Origin of the sequence: Paenibacillus sp. FSL H7-0357 (assembly GCF_000758525.1) — a bacterium.
Classification (GTDB): Bacteria; Bacillota; Bacilli; order Paenibacillales; family Paenibacillaceae; genus Paenibacillus_AQ.
On sequence record NZ_CP009241.1, the window covers coordinates 4,807,871 to 4,823,952 of the forward strand.

The 16,082-nt window shown below is 48.3% G+C and carries 14 protein-coding genes; 4 read left to right on the top strand and 10 right to left on the bottom strand.

What is annotated here, in order from left to right:
• Positions 1 to 160 precede the first annotated feature (160 nt).
• A complete protein-coding gene (locus H70357_RS20965; RefSeq protein WP_038593656.1) occupies positions 161 to 373 on the top strand; it encodes a hypothetical protein in 213 nt (70 codons plus the stop codon).
• A gap of 122 nt (positions 374 to 495) precedes the next feature.
• Here H70357_RS20965 and H70357_RS20970 read toward each other — a convergent pair whose 3' ends face one another.
• Positions 496 to 1,032 carry a P-loop nucleotide/nucleoside kinase family protein gene (locus H70357_RS20970; RefSeq protein WP_038593659.1) on the bottom strand — a complete coding sequence of 179 codons (537 nt, stop codon included), beginning with the start codon at positions 1,030 to 1,032 and terminating at the stop codon, positions 496 to 498.
• Between the two features lie 168 nt (positions 1,033 to 1,200).
• On the opposite strand from H70357_RS20970, the gene H70357_RS20975 reads away from it, so the two are divergent.
• The 3 genes from H70357_RS20975 to H70357_RS34455 all read left to right on the top strand — a co-directional run bounded on the left by H70357_RS20975 (position 1,201) and on the right by H70357_RS34455 (position 4,119).
• Positions 1,201 to 2,079 (top strand): CPBP family intramembrane glutamic endopeptidase, encoded by an 879-nt coding sequence (locus tag H70357_RS20975; protein WP_052092158.1) that lies wholly within the window; start codon positions 1,201 to 1,203, stop codon positions 2,077 to 2,079.
• A gap of 156 nt (positions 2,080 to 2,235) precedes the next feature.
• Positions 2,236 to 3,408, top strand: coding sequence for a pectinacetylesterase family protein (locus H70357_RS20980; RefSeq protein ID WP_231578294.1), 1,173 nt, complete (start codon positions 2,236 to 2,238; stop codon positions 3,406 to 3,408).
• Positions 3,409 to 3,483: 75 nt separating this feature from the next.
• Entirely contained in the window at positions 3,484 to 4,119 is a 636-nt protein-coding gene (locus tag H70357_RS34455; protein WP_052092159.1) for a TetR/AcrR family transcriptional regulator, read from the top strand.
• A 48-nt stretch (positions 4,120 to 4,167) separates the two neighbouring features.
• On the opposite strand, the gene H70357_RS20990 is transcribed toward H70357_RS34455, so the two are convergent.
• The 9 genes from H70357_RS20990 to H70357_RS21030 form a co-directional block, all read right to left on the bottom strand.
• A complete protein-coding gene (locus H70357_RS20990; RefSeq protein WP_081965871.1) occupies positions 4,168 to 5,583 on the bottom strand; it encodes a HAMP domain-containing sensor histidine kinase in 1,416 nt (471 codons plus the stop codon).
• Positions 5,580 to 6,257: a response regulator transcription factor gene (locus tag H70357_RS20995; protein WP_038593665.1), complete on the bottom strand. Its 678-nt coding sequence runs from the start codon at positions 6,255 to 6,257 to the stop codon at positions 5,580 to 5,582. Before H70357_RS20995 ends, H70357_RS20990 begins: the two co-directional genes overlap by 4 nt.
• 59 nt (positions 6,258 to 6,316) lie before the next feature.
• Positions 6,317 to 8,287: a serine hydrolase domain-containing protein gene (locus tag H70357_RS21000; RefSeq protein WP_231578295.1), complete on the bottom strand. Its 1,971-nt coding sequence runs from the start codon at positions 8,285 to 8,287 to the stop codon at positions 6,317 to 6,319.
• 300 nt (positions 8,288 to 8,587) lie between these two features.
• Positions 8,588 to 9,892 (bottom strand): 6-phospho-beta-glucosidase, encoded by a 1,305-nt coding sequence (locus H70357_RS21005; protein WP_038593669.1) that lies wholly within the window; start codon positions 9,890 to 9,892, stop codon positions 8,588 to 8,590.
• Positions 9,877 to 10,863 carry an N-acetylglucosamine kinase gene (locus H70357_RS21010; RefSeq protein WP_038593672.1) on the bottom strand — a complete coding sequence of 329 codons (987 nt, stop codon included), beginning with the start codon at positions 10,861 to 10,863 and terminating at the stop codon, positions 9,877 to 9,879. The genes H70357_RS21005 and H70357_RS21010 overlap by 16 nt, the downstream gene beginning before the upstream one ends.
• A gap of 7 nt (positions 10,864 to 10,870) precedes the next feature.
• Positions 10,871 to 11,890: a LacI family DNA-binding transcriptional regulator gene (locus H70357_RS21015; RefSeq protein WP_038593675.1), complete on the bottom strand. Its 1,020-nt coding sequence runs from the start codon at positions 11,888 to 11,890 to the stop codon at positions 10,871 to 10,873.
• Between the two features lie 78 nt (positions 11,891 to 11,968).
• Complete coding sequence (locus H70357_RS21020) at positions 11,969 to 13,615, bottom strand: extracellular solute-binding protein (RefSeq protein ID WP_038593678.1); 1,647 nt, start codon at positions 13,613 to 13,615, stop codon at positions 11,969 to 11,971.
• An 89-nt stretch (positions 13,616 to 13,704) separates the two neighbouring features.
• Complete coding sequence (locus tag H70357_RS21025) at positions 13,705 to 14,601, bottom strand: carbohydrate ABC transporter permease (protein WP_038593681.1); 897 nt, start codon at positions 14,599 to 14,601, stop codon at positions 13,705 to 13,707.
• 34 nt (positions 14,602 to 14,635) lie between these two features.
• A complete protein-coding gene (locus H70357_RS21030) occupies positions 14,636 to 15,586 on the bottom strand; it encodes an ABC transporter permease (RefSeq protein ID WP_156130912.1) in 951 nt (316 codons plus the stop codon).
• Between the last annotated feature and the right edge of the window lie 496 nt (positions 15,587 to 16,082).

Here is a 16,082-nt window from a genome sequence, read left to right on the forward strand (position 1 = left end):
AACATATGTTTTATGCTTAGGGGCACATTAACTCACTTTCCGGACTATTTTTGCTGTTTGAAGACTCCCTATAACTGAAATAGCAGGCTCAAGTGTACTTTCTTACCTTTCGATGTTGTGATATGGTAAATAAATCAGCGTATAGAAATGGAGTGTAACCATGGGCAAGAACAGAGTATGGAACAAAGGCAAGCATAACGGAGGCGGACTGGCGAAGAAAAATGTAACGGACAAAGAATCCGCAGAATCGGCAACCCCAGCCGAGAGCGCTCCTGAGATTCCGAATCCGCGGATTGATACAGTAAAACCGATGAACCGCAGCAATTGGGTCGTTCGACCGGCTAGGGTAACTCCTAAAGAAACGAAAGAATAACAAGCTAAGTCTTAACCTATATCATTACAACAAGCAAATACCCAGTCAGAACACGAAAATTCAGTGTTAGACTGGGTATATTTTTATAAACTTAGCATTTTGGGTAGGTATATGAGAATGATCTATGCTTCGACCACTGTTTCCCCTTCCCCAGAAGGGGTCTCAAAACCGTTTAAAAACCGTGTAAGCGTGTCCTCAGTGATTGGAAACGCCGCATTGGCATCAAATCGCTCACTGCGGATTAGCAGCCTCTGCCGTAATTCCTCAGGCTCAACCTTCAAATGAATCAGTTCCCACACGCCGCCATACTGTTCAATCAGCTGCTTGTAATCGTTCCGTCTTTGACGCTGCCAAAAGCTGAAATCGATGACGACATGCTGCTTCCCCTGGATCAGGCGGACCAGCTCCCCGCGCAGCTTCATTTCGGATTGTTCTTTATACTGCTCATAATTCTCTTCAGGGTAATCTACTCCATAACGTCCGTGAGAAGCCCAAATGTCTTCATCTATTGAGAGACGGACGAATCCCTCTTTCTCCAGCTTTTGAGCAAAGGTTGTTTTACCCGACCCTGCCACTCCGCACATCATCACAACGACAGGAGCTGCGTTCATCGCCTTGTACTGCACCAGCTGTCCGATCACTGACTTTTCACTCCGCATAAGATGTCATCTCCTTCCCGGTCAACCGAATGTGCAGATCGTTTCTATGTATTTCTCTGTCAGGCAGGCGAAATCCTGTTCGATAAAAAGCTAGACTAAGGTCCGTTGTTACGGGAATTAGTATGAAGATATACTATTAAGGGACAACATTCAAGAAGGAGACTGATTATGAGTAAAAAAAGCATGAGGGCCGGCCTCTCTACTGGCAAAGCCTTACTGGCTATAGTTGGAGGAATCCTGGTTCTGGTCCTTGCCCAAGTTATTGCAAGTCTGATCTACTTGGTACCCTTTCCGCACACGGTATCCATTGTTCTATATTACTTGCTGTATATTGCGCTTGCCTATCTGGGAGTTAAGCTGTTAAGTGAACGGATACTGAAGCTGTCTTTACAGGAATGCCGCATACATAGACCGCGTGCTGCTGCAAGATGGCTGCTGTGTGCCGTTACACTGCCTGTTGCTGTATCAGCAATCCTGTTATGCTTGCCCGGTGAATTTATTCCCGGCAACATGGATGCAGGAGAGACTGCCCTCATTATTGTAACAGCAATTGTCGGCACTGGGCTGGGTGCAGGCATCGTTGAAGAAATGATCTTCAGGGGAATCATTATGAAATCACTTGAACTGCGGTGGGGAAAAACGGTAGCAATCTGGGTGCCGTCTGTCATCTTCGGTTTGATCCATGCGATAGGCGCAGGCCTCAATGCCGCTGATTTGCTTCTGCTCTTCGTCGGGGGGACCAGTGTCGGCATTATGTTCTCCTTAATCGTGTACCGAAGCGGCTCCATTTGGAGCAGTGCGATAGTGCATGCTGTATGGAACATAGTTATGATTGGTGATATTTTACATATTGGGACAAAACCTGTTGAGAATGTTATTCTCTCTTACAAATTAACCTTGGATTCCACCTTACTGACTGGAGGGAATTTCGGCGTAGAGCTTTCTGCCGCTGCCATTGCAGGATATTGGTCAGTAATTGCTGTAATAATATATTTGTCCAAAAAGCGCAGTACTCAACCTTTGAACATGCCGACAAGCTTAAGATGACAAACGCCTCCTAAGATCTCAGAGTGAGCAATTCAATTTGTGGTGGCCTAGTCGTCAAGCCTTATAGAGGCAACCAACTATATTCACCACCATTAAAGTATACACCTTGTGCAATGAGTCAGCTTGACGTATACTCCCATTAAGGGAGAGATGGATATGAGAAGAATAGGGAAAATCACGATGTTCACAGGAATTGGATTGTTGAGTCTTATTTTGATAGCCGTTCTTGCGATCAGCGCTTTTGTAATCAAGAGACCTGTGACCACAACCTCCGAACTGGCAGAAGTGAAGCCTTACAAGTGGAATAAAGTCAAGCTGGACGGAAATGTCATCTCTAGTGATGGTTCAGAGTATTTTCTATGGAATAAAAAAGGGGAAAACAATAACTGGATTATCTTCTTTTCCGGAGGCGGGGCCAGTTGGGATGCCAAAAGCGCCGAGCATCCGATCAAGATCATGAATTTCATTAAGGGCGGGGATACAGGCAATTATTTTCCCAACATCCCCTTCTATATGCTCTCCTTGCTGAGAGGCATGATGGACACGGATAACCCTGACAACCCCTTCAACGGCTGGAATGTTGTATATCTGCCTTATTCGACCGGTGACTTCCATATCGGCAAGCACAATGCGGAATATAAGAAGGAAGACGGCACCCCCTTCACTATGCGCTATAACGGCAGCAATAACGTGCGGAGCAGCCTCGACTGGATTTATGCTAATGTGGATAAGCCCGACAAGCTGCTCATCGCAGGCGAAAGTGCCGGCGGGTTCGGCTCCGCCTTCTGGGCGGAGGAGATTTCCAGTCATTATAAGGACTCCAAAATTTATCAATATTCCGACAGCTCCTTCCTGAAATCGGACAAATGGCCGAAGGTTGTGGATCAGGAATGGCACGCTGACTTTACCAAGACATTTGGGTATCCCGCCGAAGCGGATATCATCGGGGCAGCCTTTAAAGCCAACGGACATCTCCTGCCGCCCAATGCCGTACTATTACAATCCTACTCGTTATTTGACGAGATCCTGATTCACTTTCAGAACAACATCAATGATTATAAAGGGCCACAGGACCAGAAGAAGATCAACGAATGGTCACAGCAAATGCGGGCATCCGTGCGTTCTTTGGACGCCGCGTTACCAAATTATTATTATTATCTGACGGACTATGGACTGGATGCTGAGAAGGGCACAACCCAGCACACATTTGCAACGCGAGAAACTTTTTTTCAAGCAGAACAGGATGGAGTTACACTGCTGAAATGGCTGGGGGATGCGGTTAACCATCAGAAGCCCTATTCGGTGGGCAGCAAGTTCCTTGAGAAGTAAGAGTAAGCTCAGCATAATTAAGATTTAAAGACATTTAGCACACGGAAAAATGGCAAGAGGCAGGAGAGAAGATGCATGAAGCTGCGTGAAAAGCAGATGCAAATGACGCGGGAGATGATTAAGGATACAGCGCTGAACCTATTCTGTACGCAAGGCATTGAGCGTACCGATATGGCTCAGATTGCAGAAGAAGCCGGTGTCTCCCGGCGTACTTTGTATCATCATTATAAGGACAAGGAAGAATTAGCCGCCCAGATCTATGTTGAGAATCTGGAGCGGATGTTCGGACAGCTGCTGTTTGACTTTAGTTTCGAGCAGCCCGAAGAATCCCTGGAGATTATTCTGGACAAGTATTTGGCGCTTAGGGAGCATCAGGAGTCGTTGATCTATTACGATGCCATTTTTGGCGTCTACTATAGCACTCTGTCCAAGAATCCCGCTGAACTGCCTGATTTCAAGCAAGCGATGCAGGGGTGGTACACGCGCCTAGTGCAATTGGACACCGTACCGGTAGCTCCCGGGGAAAAAACAAGGTGGATGGACATTCTGCTGAAGTCCACCCACCTGTATTTCATGTATTTGCAAAAAGCCGTAATTATTGCCCACCAACGCGGCGGAGAAGTCACAGAAGAAGACAAGGCTAACGATCGCCAGTTCAAAGATTTCATCATGTTGGGCGTGCGGCATCCCCACCATCACAAAACCCCTTAAATGTGCTTCATGAGCACTTAAGGGGCAATGCACTCCACAGAAGTCAGCTTAATTCCCTTCCACCAGATCATCATCAGAGGGCTTATGGCCCTTCCGGCTGGCCGCAGCAGATGGAGAGAAAGGCAGTCTGACGATAAACGTCGTGCCCCCTCCTACTGCACCATCCACCTCGATACTCCCCTGATGCAGAGAGACAATTTTCTTCACAATCGCCAGTCCGAGGCCGTTGCCGCTATTGTTCCCGTTCCGTGACTTGTCGACTTTATAGAACCTTTGGAATACCGCGCTGAACTCTTCCGGGGAAATACCGATCCCGTTATCGCTAATGGTAACGGATATTTCTGTTGCACCTACGTCTATCCCGATACGGATGTTCCCGCCCTGCGGTGTAAACTTGATGCTGTTGCTAAGCAGATTCATCCAGACTTGCTTAAGCTGATCTTCATCTCCCTGGATCTTGACAGCTACCGGCAGCTCAAGATCAATGACGATGCCTTTGGCCGACCACTGCGGTTCGCAGGTCACAACGACGGTTCGAATCTGCTCGTCAAGATTAAAGGAGCCTGCTTCGAAAGGATGGTGCTCGGAGTCCAGGGAAGCAAGCTTCAGCAGATTATCGCTGAGTCTGGACAGACGTTCACTCTCCGCAATAATGATATCAAGGTATTCGCTGCGTTCTTCCTCCACTACCAGATCATCGCTTCGCAAAGCCTTGGCAAACCCGGAAATAGATGTCAGCGGTGTCTGAATTTCGTGAGAGACATTGGATACAAAGTCCTGCCTCATCTGCTCCAGCTGCTTGAGCTCCCCGGCCATCTCCACATAGCTTTGCGTCAGATCCCCTATTTCGTCCACGCGGTTCACTTTTAACTCTACTTCGAAATCGCCCTTTGCCAGCCTCTTCGTCGCATTTGTCAGTGCTTTGATTGGCTCCACCAGATACCTGGCGGCAATGAGAATACATATACTGCCGAGCAATAGCACGAGTAGAAGCACGAAGAGCATCATCCGGTTAACGATATTTTCGTTCTCGGCGGAATACTGCAGGAACATCGCATGCCACTCCCCTTTTAGCAGAAACGGCATTCCGATGAATATATCCTTATCATCGGAGCTGGAACGATAGAACTTTCCATGCAGCACTTGTTTGACAGCTTCGGGGGTGATAATGACAGCCGGATTATCTTTAAGCCCATAGAAGGTATATTCTCCGGAAGGATTGTACAAGTGGATCGGGTGTGCGGATACCTTAACCATGCTGTTCAGGAACTCATCCGTATCCTTAGGTTTGGCGTCATCATAACGATGAATGATTTCCTTGCCCACAGCGATCATTTCGTTCTGACCCTCATAGCTTATTTGCTTCTGAAAGACATATAGACCAATGAGAAAAGAGCATATTAGGCTAAAAATAATGATGCCGAGAAACGTGAGAATGACACGCACATACAAGGTCTTGATCATGGCTCAGGAATCAGCCGGTAGCCCAGGCCGCGGGCCGTTTCGATTTGAAATCGCTCGTCGTTGCCGGTGAATTTCTCCCTCAGCCGGCTGATATGGACATCGACGGTCCGGCCATCCCCTTCATAGTTCAAACCCCAGATCTGCATAATCAGCTGCTCCCTGGTGAAGATTTGTCCGGGGTGGCTGGCCAGCAGAAACAGAAGCTCGAACTCTTTCAAAGGAATAGCGACCGGCTCATCTCCACGGGTGACCTGAAAGGTACGGCGATTGAGCTCAACATTGCCCACCTGCACAGTCTGGGAAGAAATGACCAGCGAGCGTTTAAGCAGCGCTTTTACCCGCATCACCAGCTCAATGGGGTCAAACGGCTTGGTCAGGTAATCATCCGTTCCCAGTCGGAATCCTTTCACCTTGTGTGCCGACTCTGCTTTGGCTGTTACCATCAGGAGGCCGAGGTTGGCATCCCAGCGCCTGATTTCTCTGCACAGATCCCAACCGTCCAATCCTGGCATCATAATATCGAGAATAACGAGATCCACCCGCGAGTTCTCCACGATGGACAGCGCTTTGACGCCATCGCTGGCCTCTTTGATTTCAAAGCCTTCTTTTCGCAAGTACAAAGACATCAGCTTTCGGATGTTCGCATCATCATCCGCGATAAGTATAGTAGCCACGATCATCCCCCTCTCTTAGGCTTACATTATATATGATTTGTTCCTGGCAAGAAATGGCCTTAGCCGAACTGCCAGCCCAGCAGATTCCAATGGTAGAAGAACAGGCACAGGGCCACAGCCGAAAGTACGACAAGAGTGTAATGCACGCGCGTGAAAGCCGTCCAGTACTTGTTCTTCCAAGCCAGCACAGCCGAGACAAGCAAAGCCAGAGTCATTCCAACGAATATTACAGGCATGGTTAAAACGAGATAAAATGAGGTACTGACGCTGCTGAGTCTCTCCAGCGTGTCCAACGACATAAGCACTGCAAATGTTGTAAAAAAGCTTATTAGTCCCCAACCTGCCGTCACTGCGGAGAGTCGAATCGCCCATTTTTCAGGATTCGTCATCGTCTTGAGCTTCCGTCTGGAGAACAGTAGTCCCAGCAGAGCAGTGAGGAAAATCAGGCTCGAGACGCCGAGCAGGACAAACCAGAACTTGTTCTTATCTATGAGCGGTGTGCGTTCCAGCGGCATATCCGGAATAGCTTCCAAGAGCATATGTGTGACTTTCCCGGAGTCGTCGGTGCGAAATCCGATTTGTTCCGCGCCTCCCTCATGCTGGAACAGATTAGTGTCCACAGGTACATATAATTGTTGCTCACTGCCACTTCCCAAGGACAGTTTATTGTCTGAGACGGTCACATTAATCTGGGAGAAAAAACTGAAAAATTTATCAATGTCGCTGAAATTGCGGCGTGTAAATTGATAGGAGCCCGCATACTTTTCTAGAGATTCCGTAGAAGCGGAAATCACAGGCTGCTGAGTTACAGGAGCAGGATAATATTTGTTAAAGAATGCTCGAACCAGACCTTCTGCGGACTCACTGCCCTGACCGCCATTGTAGGAGACGAAGATGCCGACATTCTTAGCAGGCACAAGATACAATTCCGTGTTGAACATCGGATCCGCACCGCCATGGGCAATAACACTCAGGCCGTTATACCGTTTCTCGGCGAATCCAAGATCCACTCCCGGCATACGTTTGTCGAATTGAAATGCCGTTGAATGCATTAATTTAGCCGTATCCGCTCTCAGAATCTCCTTGTCCCCATACTTCCCGTTCTGCAGATGGGCGATCATGAAGTGAGCCATGTCTTCTGCAGATACTGTACCTGAGCCGGCGGGACGAAAACCTCCTTCGAATGTAGGTGTACCGGGAACAAAACTGCCGTTCTCACTTGTGTAACCCAGAACTTCGTAAGGCTTAAACTGCTCCGGCAAAGGCTCCACTACGGTCGCATATTTCATATCCAGCGGATCGAAAATGTACTTTTTAATGTAATCATCGTAAGGAATGCCGCTTACTTCCTCCACAATCAGGCCCGCGAGTGTAGCGCCATAGTTGGAATAGGAACTGATCTCGCCTGGCGGTCTTACCCGTGCCGGCATATGCTTGTCGAGCGTTTCGGAGATCGACCCCGGCAGCTTGGCAGGGTCCGTGGTGATTTGATAGCCGACGCCACCTTCTTCGAACCCGGCTGTATGTGTCATCAAATGACGCATTGTGATAGGCTCAGGATAGGTAGCAGGTATCTTCACTGATTTCAGGTAGGTATTAATATCGGTATCCAGATCAATCTTGCCCTGCTCCATCAATTGCATCACCGCCGTCCAGGTGAACAGCTTAGTGGTTGAAGCGATCCGGAACATGCTGGTTGCGGGATCAACCGGTGCAGCTTTTTCCAGGTTGGAACTGCCGTATCCCTTCGCCAGGATAATCTTGCCGTCCTTCAGAATGGAGATGACCGCTCCCGGAATTTGCAGCCTGTTCATATCTTCTTCCATGATTCCATCAACGAAGGTAGTGAGACCCGCAGTGTCATCAAGATTCCCTGGCGCTTCAATCTGATGCACCTCTGGCTTGGCTTGAGCCGTTTCGGCCGAGGCGAGTTTCCCGGAAAACATCAGGGTTTCCCCTAACCCGGCACCTAGAACAGCCAAGACGGCCAGACCAGCGACCAGCCTTTTTTTCATCATTGTAAACATCATTTATCCTCCGTATCATCATTTATTGGGATTGGATGATCATCCGCCCTAACACTTATAGAGATTATCAAAGTATTATGAATGGATTGTTAACAAGCTATAAAAAACAAACAAGACTGCTTTGCCGCCGCCAAGAGCGACAGAAAGCAGTCTATTTACAGTTACCGGGATTCAATTTATATAGCTGGCTATTTCAATACCGATGCGCTAAAAATCTGCGTAGATTCTTTCTATCAAAAAAGCCGCTCCGGAATGACCAAAGCGGCATGAAAAACAGCATCAAATACAGAATCTGCTACGGGCTCAATCTTTAAAGAATAACGGTAAATAGTCCTTGTTCTTGAGCAGCATTTCTTCAAGCATCTGCTCCGCTGCATTAACGGAATCTACCAAGGGATGGTTCGCTAAAGCCTGCAGAGCCAGCCCTCTGTCTCCGGTAACAGCAGCTTCAATCGCAAGCTGCTCATAGGTTTTCACCGCATGAATCAGCCCTTTGGCAGCCACAGGCACCCGTGATACAGGCAGTGGAATCGGCCCTTGGCTAGTGACGACACAGTTCACTTCAATAGATGCATCCGCCGGGAGGAAATCCAATACTCCCTGATTGCGCACATTGAGAGTCTGAATATCGCGAGTATCATTGTAAATGGATTTCATCAATAGCACTGCGGCTTCCGAGTAGTACGCCCCGCCTCTTTTCTCCAGCTGCTTAGGTTTCTCAGACAGATTGGGGTCCAGATATAGCTCGAACAATTCATCCTCCAGCCGCTTAACCACCTCGGCCCGGGTTCCTTCATGCTCCAGGGCATGCTGCTGCTCCTCCAGCAGTTCCCTGGTCAGATAGAAATATTTTAAGTAATAGGATGGAATGGCCCGGAGCGATGAGATAAAGCTGGCGTTCCATTGGAATTGAGGTACGTTCTTGGCAGAATAACCGTCGCGGTTATCCAGTAGCTCCTGCAGCTTATCCTCTCCTTTAATGTGTACCTGAGTAATCCAGTGCAGGTGGTTGAGGCCTACAAATTCGCAGTAAATGTCTCTGGCTGGCGTCTCATACAACTGCGACAACCACTTATAAGCAGCAATCGGTGAATTGCAGAGCCCGATGGATTTGACCTTGGTATGCTTCAGAATGGCCTCGGTAACCATCCCTGCCGGATTCGTAAAATTCAACATCCAGGCCTCCGGGCAAATCTCCTCAATATCCCGGCAAATGTCCAGCAGCACCGGAATCGTCCGCAGCGCCTTCATCATGCCACCCGGTCCGGTCGTCTCCTGGCCGATGATCCCGTACTTCAGCGGGATGGTCTCATCCCAAATCCGTGCTTTGAGCAGACCTACCCGCATCTGGGTGGTCACAAAGTCCGCTCCCACCAAAGCTTCGCGTCTGTTCAGCGTCTGCTCTACCGTAATGGGCAGACCCGACTTCTCAATCATCCGCTGCGCCAGATTGCCAACAATCTTTAACTTTCCCTGTCCTTCGGGGATATCCACCAGCACAATTTCACGGACAGGAAAGCTATCAAAATTGAGAATAAACCCTTCGATAATCTCCGGCGTATAGGAAGAACCGCCGCCAATCACAACGACCTTTAAGCTTTTACCCATGCTGTATTCACTCCTTCTATGGAAAGCTGCTGTTCAAGCGCTTCATATACTTTATCCGCTAAGGTCAATCCCGATTTCTCCATCGCGCGCAGGATCGCACCGCCCACAGGCTCCATCATTAATACACGTATCGTGCAGCCTTCTGTCAGCTGCCCCGTGATGGCCGGTGCCATGTATTTCCCGCCGTTGCGGGTCAGGACACTGCCGACCAATACTACATCAAGTGTAGCTTCCTCCATTCCAAGCTTCTCAATGACGGCTCTCGCCGAAAGACCCAGCTCAAGCCCTTGCTGCTGAAGGATCCGAAGCGCCACGCGGTCACCTTGATCCGCCGCTGGAAAGAGAAGCTTGGTCAGATCCACAGGAATATGTCTGCCATGATCGAGATAATCATGAAAGAGGCTTTCTACAGAGTCATATCCCAACGTACCCAGCACCGCTTCCGTCAGCAGTGTCCGTTCCTCTCTGCCTTCCCAGGAGCGGATCACTGAACGGAATACCTCGACAGCCAGCTCGCTTCCGCCGCCAAAATCTCCGAATGCATAACCAAAGCCACCGCACTGCAGTTCTTGTCCCTCAGGACTAATTCCGAGGCAGTTGGTTCCCGTTCCGCAGATCAACACCACACCATACGGCTGTCTTGTACCCGCCCTCAGGCCGATAACGGTATCGCAGACAATCTCATAATTGGTGAAACCCAGCCCTTTAATCATCGGGCGCAAAACAACATAATCTGCCTCCCGGTCCGCTCCGGCCAGTCCAAATGACGCGAACGCAATATCGCTGCGGCTTAGCCGCGCGCCTTGCAGCGCCTGATCGACCGATGCGGTAATGCTGGTCCGGGCCAGCTCCACATTGACTTGATGATTACCGCATCCACTCATTCCTCTGCTTACAATCGTTCCTGACTCATCTGTAATTACAGCAATAGTCTTGCTTCCACCTGCATCTATCCCCAGATAATAGTTCAATCCCTAGTCACCCCTGACTAATGTCGCCTTTATATTTTGATGTAGATCTCCTGTAAACCAGTTCAGGCTTTAGCTGCACTCTGGTATGGCTGACCTCGCTGCCATTGATCATGTCTAGCAGGATCTTCACTGCATGCTGTCCCATCAGATCCGCCGGTTGACGGATGGTCGTGAGTGCAGGATGAACTTCCTGGGCAAAAGACTGGTCGTCATACCCGATGACCGATACATCATCCGGCACGTTGTAGCCCGCTTCCTTCAATGCCCGGATGACGCCAAGTGCAATGACATCATCGGCGGCGAAAATGGCAGACGGGATGTTGCCGCGGGCAATCATGTCCTGCATGAGGCCATAGCCACAATTGGTGCCGAACCCCCCTTCGATAATCATGAAGGGAGACAGTCCGGCTTCGTTCATTGCATCCATGAAGCCCTCTTTCCGCTGACGGGCGCTGAGGAACACGCTTTGTCCGGTGATATGAGCAATACGCGTATGTCCAAGCGCAATCAGATGTTTGGTCGCTTCATACCCTCCCAGATAGTTGTCAACGTTGATCGTCGTAACATTGCTGTGCTCCCCATGACTGTCAATCATCACAAAGGGGATTCGCTTGCGCTCCAGCTCAGCGATATAAGCCTCTTCTTCTAATGAAGAAAGTACGATGATTCCGTCTACACGATCTTCCTGGAACAAGAAATTACTTGCTTCTGAGAAGCCATTCACAGGCTCGGAATCAATGGACAGCGCCAGAAAGTAGCCGCTTAGCTTGAGACTTTCAAAGACCGATTTCACGACACTGTCGAACACCGTATCGTTCAGGGCCGTCAGCGTTAATCCGATCACCCCCGTCTTCCCCCTGACCAGGGTTCGCGCTGCTGAGTTCGGGCTATAGTTCAATTCTTTAATGGCTTCGAGCACCTTTTGTCTGTTTTTCTCCCGCACCGATGAGACATTGTTAAGCACACGGGAGACTGTCACGACAGACAATCCGGACTTTCTGGCTACATCGAATATATTAACTTTCATAGGTAAACTCCTAATCTGATTTGGTTCTTTTTAGTATATCATGAGTGTCGCCGGACTCGATGTAGGAGTTTGCTTGCTTTATTTGTTCAAATTCTTCAGGTTTTCCTGCCATCTTTCCGTCTTATACTTCAGCAGCTTGGCATATCCATTCTTCTGGGCATCCACTTCAGCCTGATCGAGAATTGCCAGCACTTCTTCATCATTTTTGGCACTCAGGATGGCTTTGGATTTGGCCTTGTCGAACACATCCTTCACACTCTGAGCAATGATTCCCTCTTCACTGTCGCCTGGCGGGTCCAGATTAACGAATTCCGTCGTATTAAACTGCGTCTTCCAGGTGATTTCGAGCTGCCAGCGTGTCTCCCAGCTACGTTTGTCCTCCGGCAGCGTCTGTTCAAATTTGCTCTTCGACTTATCCACATAGACTGTGTTTCCTGTCCATTGGAAGTCCACGGTAGAGTTCATCAATTTGCTTAGGCCTTCAACATCACTTGTATATTTATCTGTGAAAATCGGAGAGTCCTCATCATCCGTTCCGTCCCAATATAAACCTTCCGGCCCCCACATCGTTACCCGCTGTCCTTCCGGTCCTGTCATCCAATCCAGGAAGGCAAAGACCGCCTCGGGATCTTTTGCAGCTTGTGTAATGACATTTACGTTCCAGCCCAGCTGATTGTAATCGCCCGGGAAGATTTTGTTACGATCCAGACCCTCTTTATGTATAGGCCAGACCATAATATACCCTGCCTTCGGATCTGCCGCCTTCAGCAGAGCATCCCCAGCAGCACCGAATTCTGTTGGACTTGATGACGCGAATACGGCAATCCGTCCAGTGGTCACCTTCTCCGATACCTGCTCCCGCTTTTGTGTGAACGCATCTTGCGTCATCAGCCTTTCACGCATTAATTTACTCGAATATTGCATGGATTCACGGTATACCGGATCTTTAAAGATGGACGTCAGCTCATTGCCTTGAGGTACGGCCATAATCGAATTAAAGCGATAAGGACGGTTCTCCGCGAACGCCGAGGTTAAAATCTCAATTCCATCCGCCTGCCCGACTTCCAGCGGGATGACGTTCGGATACTTTTCCTTCACTTGCTTCAAATATTGATATAGATCCTCGGTAGTCTCTAATGAAGGCGAGCCCAACTCCTCATAGATTTTCTTGTTGACCATATATCCGGCATTGCCGTTAGGCTGCGAGGTATACCAGTTCGGGAATTGATACAGCTTGCCATCCGAGGAGCGCAGCATATTGAGCGTCGATTCTCCGGCCCATTTTTTCAAGTTAGGGTATTTGTCCAGATAATCATCCAAGGGCACCAGCAAGCCGTTCGCACGCAGCTTCTCAATATCGGAGCCTCGTTCCATCCACATCACATCCGGCAAATCGCCTGAGGCAATCATGGTGTTGAGCTTCTGCTTGGCATTCCCCCCGGAGTTGATGGGAACGACATTGACTTTCTTAGTATCCTTTATCCATTTCGTAGCCGGATCTTCTCCCCAGGCTGGCATGGAGTACCAATCATAATGCCCATAGAATGAGAACTCCAGTGGCTTATCGCCAAGGGCAAATCCCCCTTCCTTGTTGTTCCCGGTAGACGTTTCTCCTGAAGGCTTGTTGGTTGAGTTCGTGTTGTTGCTGCTACAGGCGGCCAGCATCGGCATGACCATCAGTGCAGTGGTCAGAAGCATAAACATGGATCTCCTCAGTTTTACCATCTTAAAAACTCCCTTCAATATTCTATCTATTGGTCAAGCATGACGCTTGGAACCCGGAAGGAATGACCAGAGGGCCACTGGGCAACAGACTACTCTTTTAACGAACCTACCAGCACACCCTTCACAAAATACTTCTGAACGAAGGGATACACGCACATGATCGGGACGGTTGCAACCATCATTGTCGCCATGGACAAGGATTTGCTCGTGACGGTCTTCATTTGTTCCATGTGGCTTTTGGCCGCTGAATCCATCTGGCTCATCTGCTCGCTCATAATATTAGAATTGAGGATTTGCTGGAGCTTGGTCTGAATCGGCAGCAAATCGACATTGTTGATATAAATGCTTGGCATGAACCAGTCGTTCCAATGATAAATGGCTGTGAACAGTGACAATGTCGCGAGCACGGGACCGGATAAAGGAAACACGATGCGGAACAATACTCCCCAGTTGCTGCATCCGTCTATTTTCGCGGATTCTTCCAAGCCCCCGGGAAGCCCCAGGAAAAAGGTGCGGAAGATAATCATGTTCCACACGCTGATGATCCCCGGAATAACCAGAACCCAGAACGTATTCATTAGTCCCAGTTCCCGAACCAGCAGGAACGAAGGAATCAGACCGCCGCTGAAATACATCGTAACGATGCACATAATCATGTAATACTTGCGGCCTATCAACTCTTGCTTCGTCATACCGTATGCCAGAATGGCCGTAGCCAGGATAGATAGCAACGTTCCGACTCCTGTCCGGAGCAGCGTGATCACAAAGCCGTTCACAAGCCTTGAATCCTCGAACACGATTTTATAATTGTCCAGTGTGAAGTCGCGGGGCCAGAAGGTAACTCCCCCCAAAACCGTATCCATTCCGTTGTTAAATGAAATAACCGCCGCATTCCAGAAGGGATAGAACGTCACAAACGCCAATATCGATAGCAGAAAATAGATACTCCAGCTCAACATCTTATCTCCAAAACTCATCCTGTGCATGATGTAGCCGCCTCCTTCAAGTCATATCCCCGGATTACCATAAGCTGTTTCCCGATCTTCGTGAGAAGAGATTAGCCATAGTCAGCATGCCTACGCTTATGATCGCCTTGAACAGTCCAGCCGCCGTCGCATAGGAGAATCTTGAATTCTCTATCCCTATCCGGTACACATACGTGTCCAGAACTTCGGAGACATCCCGCAAGACCGGGTTGGAGCCCAAGAGCAAAATATCCTCAAATCCCGCACTTAGCAAGTTGCCGATAGCCAGGATCATAAATATGGTAATGACAGGCAGAATGGAAGGAATGGTGATGCGGTAAATTTGCTTAAATCTGCTAGCTCCGTCAATGGAGGCTGCCTCGTAGATATGAGGGTCCACACCGGCAATCGCAGCCAGATACACGATGGACGCAAAGCCGATTTCTTTCCAGACACCTGTCGTTACGAGAATCGTCCAGAAATATTCTGGTATAGATAGGAAGTTAATAGGCTCGTCGATCAGATGCACACTCTGCAGAAGAATGTTAATGCTGCCGTTATCGGTCGACAGGAGGGAAATGACAAATCCCGAGACAATGACCCAGGACAGAAAATGCGGCAAATAACTGATTGTCTGAACGACCCGCTTGAATGCAGCCTTTTTGACTTCATTCAGCATGAGCGCCAAAAGGATTGGAGCCGGAAAACCAACGAAGAACTTGAGCAGGCTGATCACCAGCGTATTGCGCATCACGGTCCAGAATTCAGGAGCATTGAAGAACATCTCAAAATGCTTGAATCCGACCCAGGGACTATGTAGAAAACCTTTATAAATGCTGTAATCCTGAAATGCCATCAGCACCCCGTACATCGGAATGTAACTGAAAACAAAAACGAACAACAATGCGGGAATCACCATCAGTTGAATGTCCCATTGCTTGAAAAACCTTCGTGCCAGCGAATCCTGCTTTATCTTATGTTCTTTAGTGACTGAGACTGGAATCATTAACATCCCTCGCTCCCATGTACTGTAAAATTAAAACCTTTTAACTTTCATCCTAAAAAAATATCATCATAATTAAAACCTTTTAACTTTAGTTCAAAAAAATAAAAGCCTCCTTCCATGCCCTTGAACATTTCATACCTTGAGAGGACCTTTCCTTAAAGGGATTGTAAGCGCTTTTATCGTGTGTGTCAATACTAAAAATTTGTATCTGCTATAAATATTAGAGCGTCATCCCCCTTTCTCTAATGTTAGTTTATATTACACATTTGGCGACTTGTTAGTAGGATTATAAAACATTAAAATGAGATTGTCGATACTTTTTGATGTTTTTAATTGTATTTCAGAAAAAAACGAGAGTGAAACTACTGGAATTAGAATTTCCGCCCATACAGCGTTATGTATTGTGACATTAAACTCAAATTAGCTTCTGCGTTAAAACAAGCATTTTGATACTGTATTCTGATAGGGTACAACATGAGCTGATCCATTTAAAACT

What these genes read in the sequence shown, in the direction of transcription:
- H70357_RS20965 (WP_038593656.1), top strand. Translation starts at nt 161, where the DNA reads ATGGGCAAGAACAGAGTATGGAACAAAGGCAAGCATAACGGAGGCGGA.
- H70357_RS20970 (WP_038593659.1), bottom strand. Translation starts at nt 1,032, where the DNA reads ATGCGGAGTGAAAAGTCAGTGATCGGACAGCTGGTGCAGTACAAGGCG.
- H70357_RS20975 (WP_052092158.1), top strand. Translation starts at nt 1,201, where the DNA reads ATGAGTAAAAAAAGCATGAGGGCCGGCCTCTCTACTGGCAAAGCCTTA.
- H70357_RS20980 (WP_231578294.1), top strand. Translation starts at nt 2,236, where the DNA reads ATGAGAAGAATAGGGAAAATCACGATGTTCACAGGAATTGGATTGTTG.
- H70357_RS34455 (WP_052092159.1), top strand. Translation starts at nt 3,484, where the DNA reads ATGAAGCTGCGTGAAAAGCAGATGCAAATGACGCGGGAGATGATTAAG.
- H70357_RS20990 (WP_081965871.1), bottom strand. Translation starts at nt 5,583, where the DNA reads ATGATCAAGACCTTGTATGTGCGTGTCATTCTCACGTTTCTCGGCATC.
- H70357_RS21000 (WP_231578295.1), bottom strand. Translation starts at nt 8,287, where the DNA reads ATGATGTTTACAATGATGAAAAAAAGGCTGGTCGCTGGTCTGGCCGTC.
- H70357_RS21005 (WP_038593669.1), bottom strand. Translation starts at nt 9,892, where the DNA reads ATGGGTAAAAGCTTAAAGGTCGTTGTGATTGGCGGCGGTTCTTCCTAT.
- H70357_RS21015 (WP_038593675.1), bottom strand. Translation starts at nt 11,890, where the DNA reads ATGAAAGTTAATATATTCGATGTAGCCAGAAAGTCCGGATTGTCTGTC.
- H70357_RS21020 (WP_038593678.1), bottom strand. Translation starts at nt 13,615, where the DNA reads ATGGTAAAACTGAGGAGATCCATGTTTATGCTTCTGACCACTGCACTG.
- H70357_RS21025 (WP_038593681.1), bottom strand. Translation starts at nt 14,601, where the DNA reads ATGCACAGGATGAGTTTTGGAGATAAGATGTTGAGCTGGAGTATCTAT.
- H70357_RS21030 (WP_156130912.1), bottom strand. Translation starts at nt 15,586, where the DNA reads ATGATTCCAGTCTCAGTCACTAAAGAACATAAGATAAAGCAGGATTCG.